The organism is Mucilaginibacter sp. (assembly GCF_039921305.1).
Classification (GTDB): Bacteria; Bacteroidota; Bacteroidia; order Sphingobacteriales; family Sphingobacteriaceae; genus Mucilaginibacter.
Genome location: NZ_JBDSCA010000043.1, coordinates 110,977 through 133,111, shown reverse-complemented (window position 1 = coordinate 133,111; position 22,135 = coordinate 110,977). Strand labels below are relative to the sequence as shown.

Annotated in this window: 19 protein-coding genes; 13 read left to right on the top strand and 6 right to left on the bottom strand. The window is 43.0% G+C overall.

What is annotated here, in order from left to right; all coding sequences use genetic code 11:
• Position 1: 1 nt before the first annotated feature.
• From ABIN91_RS12890 to ABIN91_RS12880, 3 genes are read left to right on the top strand one after another with little or no spacing between them, the layout of a single operon-like run.
• Positions 2–1,654 (top strand): altronate dehydratase family protein, encoded by a 1,653-nt coding sequence (locus ABIN91_RS12890; protein ID WP_348051522.1) that lies wholly within the window; start codon positions 2–4, stop codon positions 1,652–1,654.
• Positions 1,655–1,707: 53 nt separating this feature from the next.
• Positions 1,708–3,108, top strand: a complete 1,401-nt coding sequence (gene uxaC / locus ABIN91_RS12885; protein WP_348051521.1) for a glucuronate isomerase — start codon at positions 1,708–1,710, stop codon at positions 3,106–3,108.
• Positions 3,105–4,121: a sugar kinase gene (locus tag ABIN91_RS12880; RefSeq protein WP_348051520.1), complete on the top strand. Its 1,017-nt coding sequence runs from the start codon at positions 3,105–3,107 to the stop codon at positions 4,119–4,121. The genes uxaC and ABIN91_RS12880 overlap by 4 nt, the downstream gene beginning before the upstream one ends.
• Here ABIN91_RS12880 and ABIN91_RS12875 read toward each other — a convergent pair.
• The 3 genes from ABIN91_RS12875 to ABIN91_RS12865 form a co-directional block, all read right to left on the bottom strand.
• The gene (locus ABIN91_RS12875; protein ID WP_348051519.1) at positions 4,118–4,702 is read right to left on the bottom strand and encodes a hypothetical protein; all 585 of its coding nucleotides are present in this window, start codon (positions 4,700–4,702) and stop codon (positions 4,118–4,120) included. The two genes, ABIN91_RS12880 and ABIN91_RS12875, sit on opposite strands and share 4 nt — an antisense overlap.
• A gap of 82 nt (positions 4,703–4,784) precedes the next feature.
• Positions 4,785–5,675 (bottom strand): TIGR01777 family oxidoreductase, encoded by an 891-nt coding sequence (locus ABIN91_RS12870; protein ID WP_348051518.1) that lies wholly within the window; start codon positions 5,673–5,675, stop codon positions 4,785–4,787.
• A gap of 62 nt (positions 5,676–5,737) precedes the next feature.
• A complete protein-coding gene (locus ABIN91_RS12865) occupies positions 5,738–6,109 on the bottom strand; it encodes a hypothetical protein (RefSeq protein WP_348051517.1) in 372 nt (123 codons plus the stop codon).
• Positions 6,110–6,258: 149 nt separating this feature from the next.
• Here ABIN91_RS12865 and ABIN91_RS12860 point away from each other — a divergent pair, with 149 nt between their 5' ends.
• Entirely contained in the window at positions 6,259–6,879 is a 621-nt protein-coding gene (locus tag ABIN91_RS12860) for a hypothetical protein (protein ID WP_348051516.1), read from the top strand.
• Position 6,880: 1 nt separating this feature from the next.
• Here the strand turns inward: ABIN91_RS12860 and purD are convergent, their stop codons facing one another.
• A complete protein-coding gene (purD, locus tag ABIN91_RS12855; protein WP_348051515.1) occupies positions 6,881–8,155 on the bottom strand; it encodes a phosphoribosylamine--glycine ligase in 1,275 nt (424 codons plus the stop codon).
• Between the two features lie 229 nt (positions 8,156–8,384).
• Here purD and ABIN91_RS12850 point away from each other — a divergent pair, with 229 nt between their 5' ends.
• The 4 genes from ABIN91_RS12850 to ABIN91_RS12835 all read left to right on the top strand — a co-directional run bounded on the left by ABIN91_RS12850 (position 8,385) and on the right by ABIN91_RS12835 (position 14,608).
• Positions 8,385–11,864, top strand: a complete 3,480-nt coding sequence (locus ABIN91_RS12850; protein ID WP_348051514.1) for a preprotein translocase subunit SecA — start codon at positions 8,385–8,387, stop codon at positions 11,862–11,864.
• 119 nt (positions 11,865–11,983) lie between these two features.
• A complete protein-coding gene (locus ABIN91_RS12845) occupies positions 11,984–12,442 on the top strand; it encodes an SPOR domain-containing protein (RefSeq protein ID WP_348051513.1) in 459 nt (152 codons plus the stop codon).
• On the top strand, positions 12,435–13,619 hold the full coding sequence (locus ABIN91_RS12840) for a M20 family metallopeptidase (RefSeq protein ID WP_348051512.1): 1,185 nt from the start codon (positions 12,435–12,437) through the stop codon (positions 13,617–13,619). Before ABIN91_RS12845 ends, ABIN91_RS12840 begins: the two co-directional genes overlap by 8 nt.
• 59 nt (positions 13,620–13,678) lie before the next feature.
• Complete coding sequence (locus ABIN91_RS12835; protein ID WP_348051511.1) at positions 13,679–14,608, top strand: hypothetical protein; 930 nt, start codon at positions 13,679–13,681, stop codon at positions 14,606–14,608.
• 6 nt (positions 14,609–14,614) lie between these two features.
• Here ABIN91_RS12835 and ABIN91_RS12830 read toward each other — a convergent pair whose 3' ends face one another.
• Both ABIN91_RS12830 and asnS read right to left on the bottom strand, forming a co-directional pair.
• Positions 14,615–15,058 carry a hypothetical protein gene (locus ABIN91_RS12830; RefSeq protein WP_348051510.1) on the bottom strand — a complete coding sequence of 148 codons (444 nt, stop codon included), beginning with the start codon at positions 15,056–15,058 and terminating at the stop codon, positions 14,615–14,617.
• 255 nt (positions 15,059–15,313) lie between these two features.
• Entirely contained in the window at positions 15,314–16,750 is a 1,437-nt protein-coding gene (gene asnS / locus ABIN91_RS12825) for an asparagine--tRNA ligase (RefSeq protein ID WP_348051509.1), read from the bottom strand.
• A 131-nt stretch (positions 16,751–16,881) separates the two neighbouring features.
• On the opposite strand from asnS, the gene ABIN91_RS12820 reads away from it, so the two are divergent.
• From ABIN91_RS12820 to ABIN91_RS12800, 5 genes are read left to right on the top strand one after another with little or no spacing between them, the layout of a single operon-like run.
• Positions 16,882–17,736, top strand: coding sequence for a DMT family transporter (locus ABIN91_RS12820; protein WP_348051508.1), 855 nt, complete (start codon positions 16,882–16,884; stop codon positions 17,734–17,736).
• Between the two features lie 26 nt (positions 17,737–17,762).
• Positions 17,763–18,380 carry a hypothetical protein gene (locus ABIN91_RS12815; protein WP_348051507.1) on the top strand — a complete coding sequence of 206 codons (618 nt, stop codon included), beginning with the start codon at positions 17,763–17,765 and terminating at the stop codon, positions 18,378–18,380.
• A gap of 44 nt (positions 18,381–18,424) precedes the next feature.
• Positions 18,425–20,380: a DNA primase gene (gene dnaG / locus ABIN91_RS12810; protein ID WP_348051506.1), complete on the top strand. Its 1,956-nt coding sequence runs from the start codon at positions 18,425–18,427 to the stop codon at positions 20,378–20,380.
• A complete protein-coding gene (locus ABIN91_RS12805) occupies positions 20,380–20,751 on the top strand; it encodes a YraN family protein (RefSeq protein ID WP_348051505.1) in 372 nt (123 codons plus the stop codon). The genes dnaG and ABIN91_RS12805 overlap by 1 nt, the downstream gene beginning before the upstream one ends.
• 9 nt (positions 20,752–20,760) lie before the next feature.
• Positions 20,761–21,837: a glutaminyl-peptide cyclotransferase gene (locus tag ABIN91_RS12800; RefSeq protein WP_348051504.1), complete on the top strand. Its 1,077-nt coding sequence runs from the start codon at positions 20,761–20,763 to the stop codon at positions 21,835–21,837.
• Positions 21,838–22,135 lie beyond the last annotated feature (298 nt).

The window sequence follows — 22,135 nt, the reverse complement described above, 5'->3', positions numbered from 1 at the left end:
CATGAAGCAGACCATATTAAAAGTGCACCCAAGCGATAATGTTGTTGTTGCACTAACAGACCTTCAACTAGGCGAAACCGCAGAGTACGCCGGCAGAACCTATACTGTTAAAGAGTTTATAGCAGCCAAACACAAGTTTGCCGAAGACCTGATCAAACAGGACGAGCAAATTATTATGTATGGTGTACTGGTTGGTAAAGCACAAAGCGATATTCAGGCGGGTGGTTTATTAAGTACAGCCAATGTTAAACACGCGGCCAGCGGCTTTTTAACCGCGCAGCACCATGATGATTGGCACAAGCCAGATACATCAAAATGGGCAGGTAAAACGTTCAACGGCTTTCATCGTGAAGATGGTGATGTAGGTACAGCTAACTACTGGCTGGTTATACCAATGGTGTTTTGCGAAAACCGGAATTTAGAAGTACTTCAGGATGCCTTGGTAAAACCATTAGGCTATGGTCGTCATAACTCATACCATACTAAAGCGCAGCAATTGATCAATTTGGTAAAGCAGGGTGGCAGTGTTGAGCAGGTTTTGTATACCGAAGTAAAGGATGGTTTGGCTGTTGATAAAGCAAGCCGTGTATTCCCTAATGTAGATGGTATTAAATTTTTAACCCATAACGGCGGTTGTGGTGGTACCCGTCAGGATGCTACTGCCCTTTGCGGATTATTGGCAGGTTATATTACTCACCCCAACGTTGCGGGTGCTACAGTAATGAGTTTAGGCTGCCAGAACGCACAGGTTTCGATATTGGAAGAAGAGATCAAAAAGCGTTCTCCAAATTTCAGTAAACCGCTTTACGTGCTTGATCAGCAAAAGGTTGGTAAGGAGTCTGATTTATTAGAGTTGGCTATCCGCCAAACTATGGCCGGATTAATTGAGGCTAATAACAATGTTCGTCAACCGGCACCATTGAGCAAAATTACTATTGGTTTAGAGTGTGGTGGTTCTGATGGTTTCTCCGGTATATCGGCAAACCCTGCTATCGGCTATACTTCCGATCTGTTGGTGAGTCTTGGTGGTTCTGTGATCCTGGCCGAGTTCCCTGAACTTTGCGGTGTTGAGCAAAACCTGATAGACCGTTGCGTTGATAAAGAAAAAGCAGATCGCTTTAGCTATTTAGTTAAAACATATGCACAGCGTGCCGAAGAGGTAGGCTCTGGTTTTGACATGAACCCTTCTCCGGGTAATATTAAGGATGGTTTGATTACCGATGCCATCAAATCTGCCGGGGCAGCCAAAAAAGGTGGTACATCACCGGTGGTTGACGTTTTGGATTATCCCGAAAAGGTAACCAAACCAGGTCTGAATTTATTATGTACTCCGGGTAACGATGTGGAAAGTACTACTGCCGAAGTCGCTTCTGGCGCTAACGTGGTATTGTTTACTACGGGTTTAGGTACACCTACGGGTAACCCTATTACTCCGGTTATCAAAATATCAACCAATACCAAACTCTTTAATAAGATGAGCGATATTATTGATCTCGATACGGGTTCAATTATTGATGGCGATGAAACTATTGAGCAGGCAGGCGAGCGTATTTTAGATTACGTTGTAAAAGTAGCCAGCGGCGAAATTGAAGTAAGCGCTGTACGCCACGGTCAGGACGATTTTATTCCATGGAAACGCGGTATATCACTTTAATCAAATACTAATCGGTGTGATCATCACAAAACATCGGTGAAATCAAAATTATAATGAAGAAGTTCTTAGACGAAAATTTTTTGCTGCAAAGCGCAACGGCACAAAAGCTTTATCATGATTATGCTAAAGAAATGCCTATTATAGATTATCACTGCCATTTGCCCCCAGATCAAATAGCTGATGATATCAACTTTAACAACCTTACCCATGCCTGGTTATATGGCGATCATTACAAATGGCGTGCAATGCGTGCTAATGGTGTAGATGAGCAATATGTTACCGGTGGCGCCAGCGATGCTGACAAGTTTCAGAAATGGGCCGAAACGGTACCATATACCTTACGCAACCCGCTTTACCACTGGACACATCTGGAGCTTCAACGCTATTTTGATATCGACGCGGTTTTAAGTGGGAAGAATGCGAAGGAGATTTACGATGCCGCTACAGCTAAATTGCAAACCAAAGAGTTTTCAATTCAGGGGTTGATCAAAAAAATGAATGTGAGGGTGATCTGTACAACGGATGATCCGATCGATAGCTTAGAACATCATCAAAAAATTGCCAGGGATGGCGCTGTTGCTAAAATTGCACCGGCTTTCCGTCCCGATAAGGCAATGCATGCCGACGATGTTCCGGCTTTGAATACTTATATTGATAAGGTTGCCGCGGTTAGCGGTATCGAGGTAAATAGCTTTGATGACTATTTGAAGGCTTTGAAAAACCGTCATGATTACTTCGCGGCCAATGGCTGTAAGGTATCTGATCATGGTTTAGAGCAAATTTATGCTGAGGATTATACCGATGCCGAGATCGGCGCCATCTTCAAAAAGATCCGTGCAAACGAAGCCATTACTTATACCGAATTGCTGAAATTTAAATCGGCAATGTTAGTTCATTTTGCCTATTGGGATCACGAAAAGGGATGGGTTCAGCAATACCATTTGGGTGCTTTGCGTAATAATAATGCGCGTATGCTATCTAAATTAGGCCCTGATACGGGGTGGGATTCCATCGGTGATTTTAGTCAGGCACGCGCCTTGTCTAAATTCCTGAATAAACTTGATGGTACTGACCAATTGGCTAAAACTATACTATATAACTTGAACCCTGCCGATAATGAGTTGATGGCTACCATGATTGGTAATTTTAACGATGGATCGGTTGCTGGTAAGGTTCAGTTTGGTTCGGGCTGGTGGTTTTTAGACCAAAAAGATGGTATGACCAAGCAACTGAATACATTATCAAACATGGGCTTATTGAGCCAAATGGTTGGTATGCTGACTGATTCTCGCAGCTTTTTATCGTTCCCTCGGCATGAATATTTCCGCAGGATACTTTGTAACCTGTTTGGCGATGACATAGAGAACGGTGAATTGCCTAACGATATTGAGTGGGTAGGTAAGGTGATACAGGATATTAGTTATAACAACGCTCAAAAATATTTTAACTGGTGATAAGTAAGGTTTTGTGTTTTGGCGAATTGCTGCTGCGCGTATCACCAGCGCTACAGGATAGTAATGCCGAAAAACATCCTTTTTTACTATACATGGGCGGTGCCGAGGCTAATGCCGCAACCGCTTTGGCAGGATGGAATGTTCCGGTAAAATATTGTACTGTTTTACCGGACAATTTCATGTCGCATCACCTGATCGATTACCTTGAATACAAGGGCATCTTCACTTCATCCATCTTATTCGCAGGAAACCGTATTGGCGTTTATTATTTAGAGCGTGGCGCCGATTTAAAAGGCAGCATGGTTTATGATCGCGACCGTTCATCGTTCTCCGAATTGAAACCGGGAATGATTGATTGGGACAAAGTGCTCCGCGATGTATCGTGGTTTAACTTTACAGCGATAAGCCCTGCATTAAACCAAAATGTAGCGGATGTTTGTTTGGAAGGTATAGAAGCTGCGTCCCGAAAGGGTATCACCATTTCTGTTGATTTGAATTATCGCTCTCGTCTTTGGAAATACGGGAAAGAGCCCATTGAGGTTATGCCTGAATTAGTAAAGCATTGTGATGTAATTATGGGGAATATCTGGAGTGCTAATACTTTGCTGGGAACCGCCATAGATAGTGATATACATGGTAAAGGAAGCAAACAAGCTTATCTTGATCACTCCACAGCTACAGCAGCAGAAATTATGCAGCTATTCCCTAAGTGTAAAACGGTTGCCAATACCTTCCGCTTTGACAGCGATGGCGACCATTTGAAATATTATACCGCCTTACATACCAACGGCAAACACTACCACTCGCACGAGTTTAGTTGTGCCGGTGTAGTTGACCGCTCGGGCAGTGGCGATTGCTTTATGGCCGGATTAATATATGGCCTGTACAATCAGCACGAAGCACAGGAGCTATTAGATTATGCTACCGCGGCAGCATTCGGTAAACTGCAAGAACAAGGTGACGCTACTGGTCAGGATGTTTTGACTGTGAAAAAAGTTAAAGGGGTTGATTAATTATCAGCTTCGGAATAACCCAGATCCAACAGCGTAAAAATATCTCCGGGCTCATTGATCGGAGTTTTGGATTGCCAGCCTTTAATGGGCACATAATCTATTTCGGCATCCCTGAGTTTATACTGTGCGAAGCTGACGCGGCTGTAAGTATCCTGCAATTCGCTTAACTCATTTGCGGTGAAACCCGCGAAAATAAATTTATCAGTATCAAATTCATCTACAACAGCGGTTATGGTATAGCCCTGTTCGGTTAGCTCAACCTGCTTTTTTACCTTGGCCATTGTGATTATACAAACTTCCTGACCGGTTATAGTGTCCTGATTATCTGTAATGTTGATCACTTTATAATCTCGCTCAACGTTAATGATGTGTTGCAGGGAAAACCAGTCGCTCGTGCTATTGTTATCAAAAAACCTTTCGTTAATATAGGTGTCGTTGTTGAAAACAATTTTATAACAATGTTCTTGCTCATTAATTTCGAGAACGGTACCCACCTCCAGATCAAGATCATCCAAAGTTGACATTTTAGTAGGCGATAGCTCAACTATATCACCAATGCGTATTTCTGTTTCAATTATCATATTATCCACAAAACAAGAATAAGGCCAAAATGATAATCTATAGTGGGATTGCGACAACAATCACATATACAAGCGATACTAATTAATCTATGTTTATGATACTTGCAATAGCGGGTTTAATTTCAGGGTATTCAAATTTATAGCCGGCTTCGAGCAACCTTTCGGGTAAAACCCAACGGCTCTTCAGTATCAATTCGGTTTCGGTACCAATTAAAAACGCGCCTATTTTAAGCATCCATTCGTAAGCTGGCAGCCCTAATTTCACTCCCATGCTTTCGCGGATAGTTTTCATCAATGTACTATTATCAACCGGGTTTGGTGATGAGCAATTGTAAGCGCCTGTTAGCTGCGGGTTATCCCGGATGAAGAGAATGATATTAAACAGATCGCGAATGTGCAGCCAGCTAAATATTTGTTTGCCGCTACCTTGTTTGCCACCCAAGCCAAATTTAACCAGATTTTTAAAGGGCTTCATCACGCTGCCATCACCTAAAACAACAGCGATACGTAGTGCTATCTGCCGCGTTTGGGGCAATTGGAAAGAGTAAAACATATGCTCCCATTGCGTGGCTATATCTACAGAAAAGCCGCTGCCAATCTCGCCGGTGCTTTCGGTCATGGGCCTATCGCGTGCATCCCGGTAAATAGTTGCCGTGCTTGAATTTAGCCATAGCGGCGGTGGGTTTTTACATTTCAATATCGCTTCGCCCAATGCCTTTGTTGTTAAGGTACGAGAAGATAATATTTCGGCTTTGTTAGTTTCGTTATATCGACAATTAACAGATTTTCCCGCAAGGTTAATTAGCATCTCGGCACCATCTAAAGCAGCGATAATACTTTGTTCATCGCCCCATTGTACATGGCCGGATTGCCTTGATATGATGATCACCTCATAGCCCAATTTAGCGAACTCTGTGTTGAGGTTGCTTCCTATAAAGCCGGTACCACCAGCTATTACAATTTTTTTATTCATGATAGGTAAGATAAATAAAACGCCGGAATAACTATTAAATATCCGGCGTTTTAAAGATAGAATTAATTGACTGTTTCTTCTTTCAATTGTTGTTGCGCACGGTTTCTCAATTTGAAAAAGATGATGAGATTTAAAAAATGCATAGCACCGAGTATGAGTATAATGCAACCGAGTTTGCGGCTCAATACTTCTACCACCACTTGTGTGCTTGGTATGGCATCCACCTCTTTGAGCACCAGGCTCATGTAGCCAATGTTAATGAGATAAAAGCCAACTACTAAAAGTCGGTTAACAGAATCGGCCAAGAGGGTGTTGCCATGAAAGATATCCACCAAAAATATCCGCCCGTTTTTAAAAAGAACTTTGGCTACCCAAACAGTTAGGGCGATGCTGATAGTTAAATAGAACGCATAGGTTAAGATAAAGTAGTTCATGATGATTGTTGTTTAAGTTATTTAATATTGAAATTTCAGTAATAAATGAAATATTGATTTAAAAAATATAGAGCTTTGTTGCCCTATATTTTTTATGCTTTCAATTACATGTACAAATGTAGAAATAGTTTTTAAACTTTCAAATAATATTGAAAGTTTATTTTTGGTATTTGATAGCCATCACCAATGCTGAAATTTTATTAACTTTAGACATGTCATTCACTTTAGCTAGTTTCTTTCCTTCCGGCAATCTAGTTAATGAGCCATTCTTAACACTTGACTCACCACAATGGAAAGAACTTGAAGGTGGTTATAGAAGAGTAAAGTATGATGCTTCGGTTGCGTTGAAAAAACTTGAACAAGCAATTGAAATTAAAATTGTGAAAGAACTTTACCTGGAGCTATGGAACGAATTGCACCACCAGGGAGATGTAGGCCCTGCCTCTTATTACGCGGTTCCTCATTTGGTAAGAATCGCTTTAGAAACTAAGCTGATTGATTATAATGTGCTTGCCCTAGTGTCAGTTATTGAGATACAGCGGCATAAAAATAACCCACCATTGCCTAAAGCCTTTGCTACAGTTTATACGAGCGCGATTAGTCAACTACAAGATATTGTCAACATCATATTGGAGCAAGACTGGAATCTTGATCTCACAAACTCAGCGTTAACTGCTATGGCTTTAGCCAAAGGGCAATTGAAATTGGCCGAAGCAATATTTGGTCTTGATAGCGATGATAGAATTGATGAGGTTTTGGAGATATATTAGCCTACATCAAATCAAACCCAATATCTTTTCTAAAATAAACCCCGTCATAATAAATCCTTGCCGCATCGGCAGTAGCGTGCTGTAAAGCTTCAAATAAATTATCCTGTAAACTGGTTACAGCCAAAACACGGCCACCTGCTGTTCTGATCACGTCATTATCCAGTGTGGTACCTGCCTGGAAAACGATTGAATCGCGTACATTGTCAATTCCTGTTATTTCTTTGCCGTTAACGTAATCACCGGGGTAACCGCCTGCAACACACATAATGGTGGCGGCTGTTTTGTTGGATATCTTCAACTCTTTGGTTTCGAGGTTCCCTTCGGCTACACCTAAAAGCAGATCGGCAAAATCACTTTCTATACGCATCATTACGCTTTCAGTTTCCGGATCGCCCATGCGGGCGTTGTATTCAATGGTATAGGGTTCGCCATCGCAATTCATTAGTCCGATAAAAATGAAACCTTTGTATGGGATGCCTTCCTTTTTCAAGCCTTCAACCGTGGGTATCACAATACGCTCTTCAACCTTGCGCAAAAAGTCGCCCGCTGCAAAGTGAACCGGGGAAATAGAACCCATGCCACCGGTATTCAAACCAGTGTCGCCTTCGCCAATGCGTTTGTAATCTTTGGCTTCGGGTAATATTTTATAATTTTTACCATCGGTTAATACAAATACCGATAATTCAATACCTTGTAAAAATTGTTCAATTACTACTTTGGAGCTGGCTTCGCCAAATTTTGCATCCTGTAGCATGTTCACCAGTTCAAGCTGGGCTTCTTCTAAAGTCAAACAGATCAATACGCCTTTACCTGCCGCCAAGCCATCCGCTTTTAACACCACCGGAAGTCCGGCGGTAGCCAGATAAGTTAATCCATCCTGTAAAGTATCTTTAGTGAAAGTTTTGGAAGCAGCTGTAGGAATATTATGCCTGAACATAAATTGCTTCGAAAAATCTTTGCTGCCTTCCAATTGTGCACCCTCTGCTTGCGGGCCAATTACGGGGATGTTTTTCAATTGTTCATCCGCCAAAAAATAATCATGAATACCTTTAACCAATGGCTCTTCGGGGCCAACCAAAACCATGTTCACGTTATTGGCTAAAGCAAAACTGCCAATGCCTGCAAAATCGGTAACCTTTAGGTTTACGTTGGTGCCATACTCCCCAGTTCCGGCATTACCGGGCGCAATAAATAACTGGCTGCATTTTGGGCTTTGCGAAAGTTTCCAGGCAAAAGCACTCTCCCTGCCGCCGGAACCTATGATAAGGATGTTCATACCGGCAAAGATAAAATTATAAAGTCTACCTGTTTAGAAGATTATCAAAAAAACCAGCTCCGATACCTTTCACATAGCTTACCTATCATAATTAACACCTGTTAACATACTTATTCGTGCTCATTACTTAACTTTCCGGCAAATAAACCGTAATTTCGCCTGTCATTATGGCCTTTAAATTGCCGTGGCGCAATTGTTGTTTAAGCCATTTTATAAAATATAATAAACCATGTTGGGATTTATCAGTAAGCTTTTTGGTAATAAGAGTGACAGAGATGTCAAAGCAATACAACCTATAGTTGAAAAAATTAAAGCTGAGTTTGCCAAATTGGGCTCACTAAGCAATGATGAGTTAAGGGCCAAAACCCTCGATTTTAAAGAAAGAATAAATAATGGCCTGGCCGAAATTGATGCTCAACTGGTATCATTAAAAACGCAAGCGGAAGATCCGACCCTGGATGTTAGTGTCAAGGTTGAATTATATACCGAAGCCGATAAATTAGAGAAAGACCGTAATAAAACGCTTGAGTCTATTTTGATGGAGATTTTACCGGAGGCTTTTGCCGTGGTGAAAGAAACCGCCAAACGCTTTACCGAAAACAAAACCATTGAAGTTACCGCTTCTGATTTTGACCGTGAACTGGCCACAAAGAAGAAGAATGTAACCATCATCGGTAATAAAGCTACACACAATAATAGCTGGTTGGCCGCCGGAAACGAGGTTACCTGGAATATGGTACATTACGATGTGCAGTTGCTGGGTGGTGTGGTATTGCACCAGGGTAAAATATCGGAAATGGCCACTGGTGAGGGTAAAACATTGGTTGCAACCCTGCCGGCCTACTTAAATGCCGTTGCCGGACAAGGTGTTCACATTGTTACTGTGAATGATTATTTGGCTAAACGTGATAGCGAGTGGATGGGGCCATTGTATGAGTTCCACGGGTTATCTGTTGATTGTATCGACAAGCACGAGCCTAATACCGAAGAACGCCGCAACGCGTACCTGGCCGATATTACTTTTGGTACCAATAACGAGTTCGGTTTTGATTACCTGCGTGACAATATGACACGCAGCCCCGAAGAGTTGGTACAACGCAAATTGCATTTTGCCATGGTGGATGAGGTCGATTCAGTTTTAATTGATGATGCCCGTACACCTTTGATCATATCTGGCCCGATACCCCGCGGTGATGAGCACGAGTTTTACGACTTAAAACCACGTATTGAGCGTTTGGTAAACACCCAAAAGAATTATGTTTTAGGTGTATTGAACGAAGCCAAAAAGCTAATTGCCGAAGGCAAGACAGATATCGACACCGGCGGTTTAGCCCTATTGCGTGCGCACCGTGCCCTACCTAAAAATAAAACCTTAATTAAGTTTTTAAGCGAGGGCAATCACAAAACCATCCTGCAAAAAACCGAGAACTATTACATGCAGGATTCGGCCAAAGAAATGCCTAAGGTTGACGCCGAGTTGTATTTCATTATCGACGAGAAAAACAACCAGGTTGAACTGAGCGAAAAAGGTATTGAACTGATCACTACTTCTGGCGAAGACCCACACTTTTTTGTGATGCCTGATGTTGGCAGCGAGGTTGCTGATATTGAAAAATCGAGCTTAAGCATAGAAGAAAAAGTTGCCAAGAAAGATGCGTTGATGCGTGATTTTTCGATCAAGTCGGAACGGATACACTCGATCAATCAACTATTAAAAGCTTATACCCTATTTGAAAAGGATGTGGAATACATTTTGGACGAGGGCAAAGTTAAAATTGTAGATGAGCAAACAGGCCGTATAATGGATGGCCGCCGTTACTCTGATGGGTTACACCAGGCTATTGAGGCTAAAGAGAATGTTAAGGTTGAAGATGCATCGCAAACCTTTGCTACCGTTACGCTGCAAAACTACTTCCGTATGTACCACAAGCTTTGCGGTATGACGGGTACCGCTGTAACCGAAGCCGGCGAGTTTTGGGAAATATACAAACTGGATGTGGTTGAAATACCAACCAACACGCCAACAAGCCGCAGCGATTACCAGGATCTGGTTTACCGTACCGTGCGCGAAAAATACAATGCCGTAGCTGCCGAGATACAGACCTTAGTGTTCCCATACTCGCATTACGAACCACAATACGAAAAGGATAAAGAAGGCAATAACAAAATTAAAGATGGCAAGCCCGTTCCTAAGTTTGATAGTGCCGGTAAAGTTATTCCTCAGTTGGATGGTAAGGGTATGTTAATACCTGCTCCAAACCCAGCAACTGGCCAATTAGAGTCACGTGTTGGCCGCCCGGTTTTGGTGGGTACAACATCTGTAGAGATATCTGAATTGTTGAGCCGCATGCTTAAACTTCGTGGTATTAAACATAATGTGTTGAATGCCAAGATGCACCAAAAGGAGGCTGATATTGTTGCCGAAGCCGGTAAAAATGGAACGGTTACGATAGCGACTAATATGGCTGGCCGTGGTACGGATATTAAATTGGGCGAAGGTGTTAAGGAAGTTGGAGGTTTAGCCATTGTGGGTACCGAGCGCCATGAATCCCGTCGTGTGGACAGGCAGTTACGTGGCCGTGCCGGTCGTCAGGGCGATCCGGGTTCTTCACAGTTCTTTGTATCGTTAGAGGATAATCTGATGCGTTTATTCGGATCGGACCGGATCTCTGGCCTTATGGTGAAGATGGGTATTGAAGAAGGCGAAGTTATCCAGCACTCAATGATCACTAACTCTATTGAGCGTGCGCAGAAGAAGGTTGAAGAAAATAACTTTGGTATTCGTAAACGCTTATTGGAGTATGATGATGTGATGAATTCACAGCGTACCGTGATTTACACCAAGCGTAAAAACGCTTTATTTGGAGATCGTTTAGATGTTGATTTGAGCAATACCATTTTTGATGTTACCGAAGATGTTGTTGGCGAATATAAAGGCGAAAACAATTACGATGGCTTTAAGCTGGAAGTGATCCGTTTGTTCTCTGTAGATGTTGAAGTTAGTGAGGACGATTTTGCAGCCATGTCTGTAGCGAGCCTAACCGATTTAACTTTCCAAACCGTAACCGAGTTTTACAAACGTAAATCGGAAGCGATAGCCAACCAGGCTTACCCGGTGTTGAAAGATGTTTACGATAATCGCAAAGAGATCGAGAACATCGTTGTTCCGTTTACTGATGGCATTCATGGATTACAGGTTGCTGTTCCGTTGAAGAAGGCTATTGAAAATCATGGGTTAGAGGTATTTAAATCGTTTGAGAAAAACGTTACGCTCACTTATATTGACGACGCATGGAAAGAGCATTTGCGTGAGATGGATGAGTTAAAGCAATCCGTTCAGAATGCTGTGTACGAACAAAAGGACCCTTTATTGGTTTACAAGTTTGAGGCGTTTGAATTGTTCCGCGCGATGCTGGCTAATGTGAATAAAGAGATCGTTACTTTCTTGTTCCGTGGCGGTATCCCGATGCAGCAGGAAGAGGATGTACAAGAAGCGCGCCCTCAACCTAAAACTGATATGCGCAATATGCGTACAACCAAAGCAGAACTGGTTCACGAAACTAACGGTGTGCCGGATATGTTTGATGATACCCGCGAATTGCAAAAGCAAATGCCGGTACGTGTTGAAGCAAAGGTTGGCCGTAATGACCCTTGCCCTTGCGGTAGTGGTAAAAAATTCAAAAACTGCCATGGCGTAGGTCTGGCTTAAAATATAATAAACACGTTCTTACGAGATCGTAGCAATCTTAATAGTCAGAGTGGCAATGCATGTTTGCTTGTCCTGAAGAGATTGCTTCGTTCCTCGCAATGACGCTTCAATAAGAAAACATGCAAAAAAGCAATACCATATCCTTATTAAGTTTAAAAGCTTTAGGATGTGGTGTTGCTTTTTTTATGCTCTTATCCGTTGCGGCATCGGGGCAAACCAGGGGCAAAGTAACCGTGATAAAAGATTCGCGGATAGATTCGCTGATCGCCTTGCGCATCGCGTTAAGCAAAACACCTAACACTGTGCCGGGAGTATATTCTCCTACATCTACGCAGGGTTACCGTGTTCAAATATTCAGCGGTTCAAACCGCAACGAGGCCTATAATGCCCAATCAAAATTTAACGGACTTTATCCGGAAATGAAAACCTATGTTATTTACAACGAGCCAAACTTTAAGGTTCGTGCAGGCGATTTCCGTACCCGGTTGGAAGCCTCTAAACTCATGGAACAGATACGCCCACAATTTGTGAGTGTATTCATCATCTCCGAAAAAATCAATCTATCTAAAAATGATTAAAGAAAAGATTCAAGAGTTATCCAAAAGCATTTTTAACGATGTTGTGGGCAACCGCCGCCATTTGCATGCTAACCCGGAGTTATCGTTCAACGAGCATAATACCCAGGCCTTTGTATCCCAGCAATTAGATGCCTTGGGTATCCCTTACGAGAAGATGGCTAATACAGGTTTGGTTGCCCTGATAAAAGGCAGCAAACCATCTGATAAAGTAGTAGCGCTTCGTGCTGATATGGATGCTTTGCCTATCACCGAAGCTAATGATGTTCCATATAAATCAACCAATGTAGGCGTTATGCATGCCTGCGGACATGATGTGCATACCTCATCACTTTTGGGTACAGCTAAAATATTAACCGAACTTAAAAATGATTTCGGCGGAACTGTGAAGTTCATTTTCCAGCCAGCCGAAGAAAAATTGCCTGGTGGCGCAAGCCTCATGATCAAAGAAGGCGTATTGGAAAACCCTAAACCACAAGCGGTATTGGGTCAGCACGTAATGCCTTTAATAGATGCGGGCAAAGTAGGTTTCCGTTCGGGAAAGTACATGGCATCAACTGACGAGATATATGTTACCGTGAAAGGTAAAGGGGGGCACGGCGCACAGCCACAGCAAAACGTTGACCCGGTAATTATTACCGCTCATATATTAGTGGCCCTGCAACAGGTGGTAAGCCGTATGGCCCAGCCAAGCATTCCATCGGTACTATCATTCGGTAAAGTAATTGCCAACGGTGCAACTAACGTTATACCAAACGAGGTGTATCTGGAAGGAACCTTCCGCACTATGGACGAGGTTTGGCGCAAAGAGGCCCACAAAAAGATGAAGAAAATGGCCGAAGGTATTGCCGAAAGCATGGGTGGTAGCTGTGATTTCAATATTATGCACGGTTATCCTTTTCTGATCAATGAGCCCAGACTAACTGCCGCAACCCGTAGCCACGCCGAGGATTATTTAGGTAAAGAGAATGTGCTTGACCTGGATATCTGGATGGCTGCTGAAGATTTTGCCTATTATACCCAGGTTGCTGATTCGTGCTTTTACCGTTTGGGTACCCGTAACGAAGAGCGGGGTATCATCTCGTCGGTACACACCCCAACTTTTGATGTGGAAGAAAAGGCCTTAGAAGTAAGTACAGGCTTAATGGCATATTTGGCATTAAAAGAGTTGGGTAATTAGTAACCCGCGTCATTTTTTTAAGGGATAATGTGTTGTAAGCTTGTAGTTAACATTGATCTATGAAAAAACTCCTCACCATCATAATTCTCCTTTGCATTGGCACAACAGCCTTTGCTCAACAGATCAAGCGTTTTAACCCGGATACGATCCGGTCTATCATGATCGATAGTAATTTGGTGAACATCAAATCGCACAGGTTAAACGCCCAGGATTTTATTGATGCAATGTTAGCAGATACCAGCTTTTACCAGGCCTTTCGGAATATGAAACGGTTTGCTTTTAATGCGGAGAACCGGGTTTATACCTACGATAAAAAGAATAAGGTTAACGGTAAGATCTATCGCAAAATACACCACAGTAATAATATGGGTGCCCATAAAATGGAGTATCTTGCTAAAAATGACAGTGGGGCCATCTTAAAAAAGAATGGCAAATACGAACTCTACACGGTAGAAATGTTCGATTACATTTTTATGAATGCCTATAACTCCGATTTTGTAAAATCGGATGCTCCGGTAGGCGGTGGCAAGAACGAGGGGTATAAGGCCAAGCTTAAAACTTTAATATTCACACCCGGACGCAAGGTGACTGGTATACCATTCATTAGTAGTAAGACGGAGATATTCGGCCCTGATCTTAAACAATTTTACACCTATCAATTCGCTCGCGGTAAGTATTTGGATACTATTCCGGTTTATCGCTTCAAGATCATACCTAAAACGAGTATTCAGGATGATGATGTAATGATCAAAGAAGTGACCACCATTTTTGATACCCGGACCTTTGAAATTTTGGGACGCTATATTGATATGAAGTTTAAAAACTTTTTGGTTGATTTTGATGTGCAAATGAACATTGAATGCAACAAGTTTGATGGCGAATTGCTTCCCATCAAAATAACCTACCAGGGTAACTGGGATATCCCCTTCCACAAAGAAGAACGCGCCAGCTTTTTGATAGTGCATAAGGATTATAAGAAGGAGAAGTAAGCCCTCCTAATAGACAGTCACCGTTTGTGTGTTTTTAGTGTTTTGCTGCAGCGTAATAACCGGAGCATCTACTTTGTCGTTATTGTTTATTATACCGTCACCATTAGTGTCCTGATATTTTACTCCACCTACGGTACCCGCCGGACTTTGTATCGGGCTACTATTGATATCTGTCTGCGACTGGAAGATACCAATAGGTTTAAATCCGCTGTAATAATTTTTAGCTGTTCCTTTTATAACTACCACATAATATTGGCTTAAGTAGTCGACAGTGATATTAACCTGGTTGTTTTGATCGGTAGTTTGGGTGTATTTAGGTGTATTGTTGTTTACCCCGGCCATGTCTGTATAGAGGTTAACAGTAGCGGTGGCAGCAGCAGATCCCGTGCGTCCGTCTGCAACAGTAATCAGAACCGTAGTTGCTACTTCTGTCTCTGTTTTTTGGTGCATGCGCCAAATGTCATAAGTGCCACAAGTGCAAATAAAATCCAGTTTAAGGTGTTTTTCATTTTTAGAAATTTGGGTATAAACAAAGCTACATTTTTTAGATCGGAAAATCAAAACGTAAACCATGTAATCATCTCATTACTAAAGCATAAAAAAGGAAGTTGGTTTTAAAATTTCAGTTTAGATCAAAAAAATGAGCGCTTTTGGCGCTCATTAATATCAGTGTAATCAATTTTATAATCAGTGCGATCCCAGCAATTAAAACTCCGCAGTCTTCGGCGCTCTTGGGAAAGGGATCACATCGCGGATGTTACCCATTCCGGTAACGAATAACACCAAACGCTCAAAGCCTAAACCGAAACCGGCATGCTCGCATGCTCCAAAGCGGCGGGTGTCTAAATACCACCATAGCTCATCTTTAGGTACGCCCATTTCGTCCATGCGTTGGGTAAGCTTGTCGTAACGTTCTTCACGTTGTGAGCCGCCTATGATCTCGCCAATGCCGGGGAACAGGATGTCCATAGCTCGTACGGTTTTATCATCCTCGTTTAAACGCATGTAGAAGGATTTGATATCTTTAGGATAATCGGTGAGTATTACCGGTTTCTTAAAGTGTTTTTCAACCAAATAACGTTCATGTTCGCTTTGTAAGTCGGCACCCCAACCTTCAATCAGGTATTGAAATTTCTTCTTCTTGTTATGGTTTGAATCTTTTAAGATTTCTATAGCCTCGGTGTAGGTAAGGCGCTGGAAATCGTTATCTAAACAAAACTGCAGCTTATCTAACAAAGTCATTTCAGAGCGCTCGGCTTGTGGCTTTTGCTTTTCTTCGTCTAACAAACGTTGGGTTAAAAACTCAATATCCTCACGGTTGTGTTCCAAAGCGTAGGCTATTAAATACTTTAGCATCTCTTCGGCCAGGTCCATATTATCGTTCAGGTCATAGAACGCCATTTCGGGTTCTATCATCCAGAATTCGGCTAAGTGGCGGGTGGTATTCGAGTTTTCGGCACGGAATGTTGGTCCGAAAGTGTAGATATCGCTTAAGGCCATCGCGCCAAGCTCACCCTCTAACTGGCCGGATACTGTTAGGTTAGTGGCCTTGCCAAAAAAGTCCTGCTTGTAGTCAACTTCGCCGGCATCGTTTAACGGCGGCTTTTGTGCGTCGAAGGTAGTTACGCGGAACATCTCGCCCGCGCCTTCCGCATCCGATGCGGTGATGATGGGCGTGTGCAGATAAACAAAACCTTTCTCATTAAAAAACTTGTGCACGGCGAAAGCCAGCGTATTACGCAAACGGAATATTGAACCAAAAGTACTGGTGCGGAAGCGCAGGTGTGCTTTCTCCCTCAAAAACTCCAGTGTTTGCTTTTTAGGCTGTAAAGGAAATTCTTCCGGATCGCAATCGCCCAGTATCTCAATGGTTGTAGCATTCACCTCAACCTTTTGGCCCGATCCTAAAGAGGGTACCATCTCGCCAATCACACTAATAGCCGCGCCAAAGGTAATGCGCTTTAGCAAAGCAGGATCAGTATTCTCAAAATCAACAACGATCTGGATGTTATTATTTGTTGAACCATCATTTAAAGCGATAAAACGATTCTGGCGGAACGCGCGTACCCATCCCTTCACAGTTACTTCTGTACCGGTTAATTCGCCGGTTAATAGTGCCTTAATTTTAATACGATGACTCATTATTTCTATAAATTGTATTGAAGCGCAAAATTACAATTATTTAGGTATTGCGGTCAATTTGATTGGCATTTAATGCGACATACTTGGCAGCCAAATTAACATTCATAAGTTTGCAACGCCAATTCTATCTTATGAATCCTAAGTTGAGCCTTGCTATCGGCATTATTTGTATCTCGTTTTCACCCATATTTGTCAAACTGGTACCATTGGCGGCACTACCTGTTGCGTTTTACCGTTTAGCTTTCGCCTGGATATTTTTAGCCCCTTATTGCTTTTGGAAAAAGGATCTGCGTATTGGCAGCAAGAGCCTCATCATCGCTATTGTTGGTGGTTTGGTGTTCGGGTTAGATATTGCTGTTTGGAATATTTCCATCCTCAAATCAACCGCAACTATTTCTACCCTTATCGCTAACCTGGCACCGCTTTGGGTGGGCTTGCTTACCCTGCTCATCTTCAAAAAACAACCCGGAATCAGCTTTTGGTTAGGCACGCTAATTGCCATTTGCGGCATGGTTATCCTTGTCGGGATACAAAACATATTGCACCTGCAATTGACGGAAGGTGTACTTTACGCCGTAGCATCAAGCTTTTTATACGCCTTCTACATCCTGATCACTAAAGATGTATTGACCCGCATAGATACCCTCACCTTTATGTTTTACAGCATGTTATCGGCGGCATTGTTTTTAGGAACGGTATGCTTTTTTAGTGATGATGTAATGACGGGCTTCTCCATCCAAACCTGGAGCAACCTCGTCATACTGGGGTTGATTTGCCAGTTATTGGGCTGGATAACCATCAATTATGCTATTCATCATCTCGATCCTACACAAGTATCGCTAACCCTGCTATCGCAAGCCGTGATAACCGCTTTACTGGCTTGGCTAATGCTTGGCGAAAAAATCCACATCACCGAAATTTTAGGCGGAATAATTGTATTAATTGGCATTGCTTTTACGTTTGTTAAGCGGAGATTAATTAGCTAAATTTATTCCTGTTAAACAACAAGGCAATGTATCACCCCTTATTGGAGTCCATTTTTAACGCTTACGAGGATAACTTTATAGACGATCCGGATTACTGCATCCGGTTTTACGAGGGCAACTCGTACAACTTTGACGCGGTGGACGTATTTGACGGGGAGTACCTTTATAAGTACGAAATGATAACTGCCAGGTACATTACCGCGCTGGTTCAAAATAGGCAATACAAAAAGGCTGTTACCGAGTCGGAAAAAATAGTAGCCATTATTAACAGTAATGCCACCCGTTTATGCATTGAGCATGCTATGGACAGCCCCTACAATGGTATTATTTATCAGCGGGCTATTGCCAAGTACAACAGCTATGTGTTTAAATCGGCTTTACAGGATTTTGAGTTTTTGCTCCGTCTTGATCCCGAAAACGAACACTTGCAGCGTTGGCGCATAGCTTCCAAGTACTATTATTACGAGTATTGCTTTATGGGTTTAGCATTTGCCTTGTTTGCCTGTAACTGGTTTTTAGAGCATCATGTACATCGTTTTGTGAACATCGGCATATTGGTGGCAGGCTTTATCTGTTGCGGAATAGCCATCAGATACAGCATTATAACTCGTCGCCGTTTAAAAAAGGCAGAAGAGCCCGAATGATTTAATTCCGGTGCCGTTTAAAATCGTATTTTCGCTGTTGCTATATGATCACAAAAGCTACCGTCGACAAAATAATGGAGGCCACCGACATTGTGGAGGTGATAGGCGAGTTTGTGGCCCTGAAAAAGCGAGGCGCTAACTACATCGGCTTATCGCCATTCGCTAATGAGCGTACACCATCGTTCACGGTATCACCCGCAAAGGGCATTTTCAAAGATTTCTCGACAGGTATTGGCGGCTCTGCCGTGACCTTTTTAATGGAGCACGAAAAGTTCAGCTATCCCGAAGCGCTAAAATGGCTCGCCAAAAAATACGGTATCGAGGTTGAAGAGATCAACAATACCCCCGAGGATGCGGAGCAGGACAATCGTCGCGAAAGCTTACTGATCGTTACCGGATACGCCTCCAAGTTTTTCCAGGAGAGTTTATGGGATACCGACGATGGCAAAAGCATAGCCTTAAGTTATTACAGAGAGCGTGGTTTTACCGATGCCACCATCCGGAAGTTTGAGTTAGGCTACTCGCCCGATCAATGGGAAGCATTTACTTCGCAAGCTATAAAAGAGGGTTACCAGCAAGAGTTTTTAGAAGAAACCGGCTTATCCGTTAAACGGGATAACGGTACGCTATATGATAGGTACCGTGGCCGTGTAATGTTCCCTATCCATAACTTCACCGGAAGGGTGATCGCTTTCGGTGGAAGAACGCTCAAAAAAGACAAGAACGTACCCAAATATGTAAACTCTCCCGAATCGGAAATTTACCATAAATCCAACGTGCTTTATGGACTAAACTTCGCCAAAAAAGCTATCCGAGATGAGGATAATTGTTACCTGGTTGAAGGTTATGCCGATGTAATATCCGTTGCCCAGGCAGGTATCGAAAACGTCGTGGCATCATCGGGTACATCACTTACTGTTGAGCAGATCAAACTAATAGGCCGCCTCACCAAAAACATCACCATTTTATACGATGGTGATCCCGCCGGTATCAAAGCATCCTTACGGGGATTGGATATGATATTGGAAGAGGGCCTTAACGTAAAGGTGGTGTCCTTTCCGCCTGGGGAAGATCCCGATTCATATGTTCGCCAGTTGGGCAGCACCGGGTTCAAAAACCATATTGAGCAAAACAAAAAGGATTTTATCCTTTACAAAACCAATATCCTGCTGGCCGAAGCGGGTAACGATCCGCTCAAGCGTGCTGAGGTGATCCGCGAAATCGTGGAGAGCATAGCCAAAATACCCGATACTATTAAGGCCGCCGTATTCATCCGCGAATGCAGTATGCTGCTGCAGATAGAGGAGCGCTCGCTCAATACCGAGCTCAACAAAATGCGCCAGGCCAAATACAAAAAGGATGGCCAGCAACAATACAAGCAAAACCAAAAGCAGCAGCAACAGTTTGATAACGACCAACCGCCCGAAGATCTGTTCCTTGATGAACCCGTTGCCGCACCGGTAGTAAAGCAAAGTGGCGAAACCCAAGAGAAAGAGATCATCCGCCTGCTGGTAACCTATGGCAGCCGCATCATCAACTGGGATGGTATCGCTAATACGTACATTGGCCCTTTCATCATCGCCGAGTTAAACGATGTGGAATTTGAAACTCCGTTATACAAGCACTTTGCGGATGTGTACCATAAGGAGATAGAAAAAGGCAACCTGCCCGAAGAAACCTTCTATATTAACCATACCGACAAGCAGATCACCGATCTGGCCATTACCTTCCTTATGTCGCAATATGTGTTAAGCCATAATTGGTACGATATGCACCAGATATCAACCAATAATGAAGAAAAGGACATGAAGTCAACCATTCTCGGCGCCATCTTCCACCTAAAAAAGCAAAAGGTAGGCAAAATACTGGCCGACCTGCGCAACCAGCTTAAGGATACCAAAAGCCCCGAAGACGAGGAGATATTATTGAGCCAATTCGTCCACATGAAAAAGGTGGAGAAAAGCATCACCGATTATTTAGGCATCGTAATTACCAAATAATGGCCTTGCATAATGATCTTGGCCGCGAGGGCGAACAATTAGCCAAAGTACATCTGGAAGCCGCGGGATACGAGATCATGGACGAGAACTGGTGCCATGGCAAAGCCGAGATCGACATCATCGCCTATCATAACAAAACCATCATCTTTATAGAAGTAAAGGCCCGCAGCGGTAACTACTTTGGCCAACCCGAAGATTTTGTGGACAATCGCAAACAAAAATTATTAGCTAAAGCCGCAGATGAATATATTTACCTGATGAACCACCAGGGCGAAGCCAGGTTTGATATTGTATCCATCCTGTTCAACAAAAGCGGCGGCCATACGTTAAAGCACATTGAGGATGCCTTTTGGCCATCACCATCTATTTAAAACAGAATAATGAAGTACAGAATTATAGCGCTTATCACGATCGTTGCCACAGCATTTGCGGCCTGTCATAATACAGAAACAGCCAACCTAAGTATTAGCCCCGATGCCGGCACCCGTTACAATCAGGGCCAGGATATCGCTATTAAGGTAAGCGTACCATCGTCTATCAAAGCAGATTCTATCCAGTACCTGATAGATTCCATTCGCATCACATCCCGTAAGGATACTCTGACCGCCAAACTCAAAACCGACTCGCTTAAACTCGGCTTCAAGCTTATTACCGCCAAAGTGTTTAGCGGGGGCCAATCGCAGGAAGTATCAACCAATGTGCTATTGCTGGCTGCCAAAGCTCCCGAAGTTTTAACCTATGTGGTTGAGAAAACCTATCCGCACGATACTACATCGTACACCGAAGGCCTGCAATATGTAGATGGCTACCTGTACGAAAGTACTGGCGAAAAAGGCAAATCGCACTTGTTAAAAACCGATGTGGCCAATGGTAAGATACTGCAATCAGTAAAGCTGGATTCTATGTACTTTGGTGAAGGTATCGCCGTAATAGGCAACAAAATCATCCAGTTAACCTGGCAAGAAAAAGTAGGCTTCATTTACGATAAAACCACCTTTAAACAGCTGGGTACTTTTAACTACAACTGGGGAAAAGAAGGTTGGGGCATGTGCTTTGATGGCACAACCGTTTATAACGACGATAGCACCAACCGCATCTTTATGCTTAATAAAGACAACTACCAACCCAAAGGCTTTATTGATGTGTACGATGATAAAGGCCCGATAAACCAACTCAACGAACTGGAATACATCGACGGTAAAATATACGCCAACATATACACCACCGATACCATTGTAGTGATAGACCCTAAAACCGGCGCCGTACTACAAACCGTCGACCTAAAGAACCTTTACCCGCTATCATCCCGCCCGGCCAGTTTCGGTTCCGATCCGGACAACAACGTGCTCAACGGTATAGCCTGGGATTCATTCGGCAAGCGCCTCTTCATCACAGGCAAAAAGTGGGACAAAATGTTCCAGGTAAAATTCATGAAACAACCCGGAAACCCGATATAAAGCAAATCTCCACAAACAGTAATCACCACTCGTCATTGCGAAGCAAATGCACGGAAAAGATTGGCATGATGTAAACTACTGCCGTAAATAGACCGAATATCTGTTGCCGCCCCGCCAGCAGGCAGCTTCGGATGAAAGTGAGCAGAACAATGGTGGGCTTATGAGGTTGGAGGGCTGGATAGCCCAGGTTCTGCGCGCTTTGCAGGGCAATGGCCTGTGCGTAAAGAAGCATCCTGTTGGCTTGATTTTTTGGTTACTTTTTTATCAAGAAAAAAGTAACTAAGCCTCCGCGGCTATG

Coding starts and splice junctions, on each gene's coding strand:
- ABIN91_RS12840 (WP_348051512.1), top strand. CDS start 12,435: ATGATTAAAGAAAAGATTCAAGAGTTATCCAAAAGCATTTTTAACGAT.
- ABIN91_RS12875 (WP_348051519.1), bottom strand. CDS start 4,702: ATGATAATTGAAACAGAAATACGCATTGGTGATATAGTTGAGCTATCG.
- purD (WP_348051515.1), bottom strand. CDS start 8,155: ATGAACATCCTTATCATAGGTTCCGGCGGCAGGGAGAGTGCTTTTGCC.
- ABIN91_RS12865 (WP_348051517.1), bottom strand. CDS start 6,109: ATGAACTACTTTATCTTAACCTATGCGTTCTATTTAACTATCAGCATC.
- uxaC (WP_348051521.1), top strand. CDS start 1,708: ATGAAGAAGTTCTTAGACGAAAATTTTTTGCTGCAAAGCGCAACGGCA.
- ABIN91_RS12850 (WP_348051514.1), top strand. CDS start 8,385: ATGTTGGGATTTATCAGTAAGCTTTTTGGTAATAAGAGTGACAGAGAT.
- ABIN91_RS12815 (WP_348051507.1), top strand. CDS start 17,763: ATGTATCACCCCTTATTGGAGTCCATTTTTAACGCTTACGAGGATAAC.
- ABIN91_RS12830 (WP_348051510.1), bottom strand. CDS start 15,058: ATGCACCAAAAAACAGAGACAGAAGTAGCAACTACGGTTCTGATTACT.
- ABIN91_RS12800 (WP_348051504.1), top strand. CDS start 20,761: ATGAAGTACAGAATTATAGCGCTTATCACGATCGTTGCCACAGCATTT.
- ABIN91_RS12820 (WP_348051508.1), top strand. CDS start 16,882: ATGAATCCTAAGTTGAGCCTTGCTATCGGCATTATTTGTATCTCGTTT.
- ABIN91_RS12835 (WP_348051511.1), top strand. CDS start 13,679: ATGAAAAAACTCCTCACCATCATAATTCTCCTTTGCATTGGCACAACA.
- ABIN91_RS12870 (WP_348051518.1), bottom strand. CDS start 5,675: ATGAATAAAAAAATTGTAATAGCTGGTGGTACCGGCTTTATAGGAAGC.
- ABIN91_RS12805 (WP_348051505.1), top strand. CDS start 20,380: ATGGCCTTGCATAATGATCTTGGCCGCGAGGGCGAACAATTAGCCAAA.
- ABIN91_RS12890 (WP_348051522.1), top strand. CDS start 2: ATGAAGCAGACCATATTAAAAGTGCACCCAAGCGATAATGTTGTTGTT.
- ABIN91_RS12845 (WP_348051513.1), top strand. CDS start 11,984: ATGCAAAAAAGCAATACCATATCCTTATTAAGTTTAAAAGCTTTAGGA.
- dnaG (WP_348051506.1), top strand. CDS start 18,425: ATGATCACAAAAGCTACCGTCGACAAAATAATGGAGGCCACCGACATT.
- asnS (WP_348051509.1), bottom strand. CDS start 16,750: ATGAGTCATCGTATTAAAATTAAGGCACTATTAACCGGCGAATTAACC.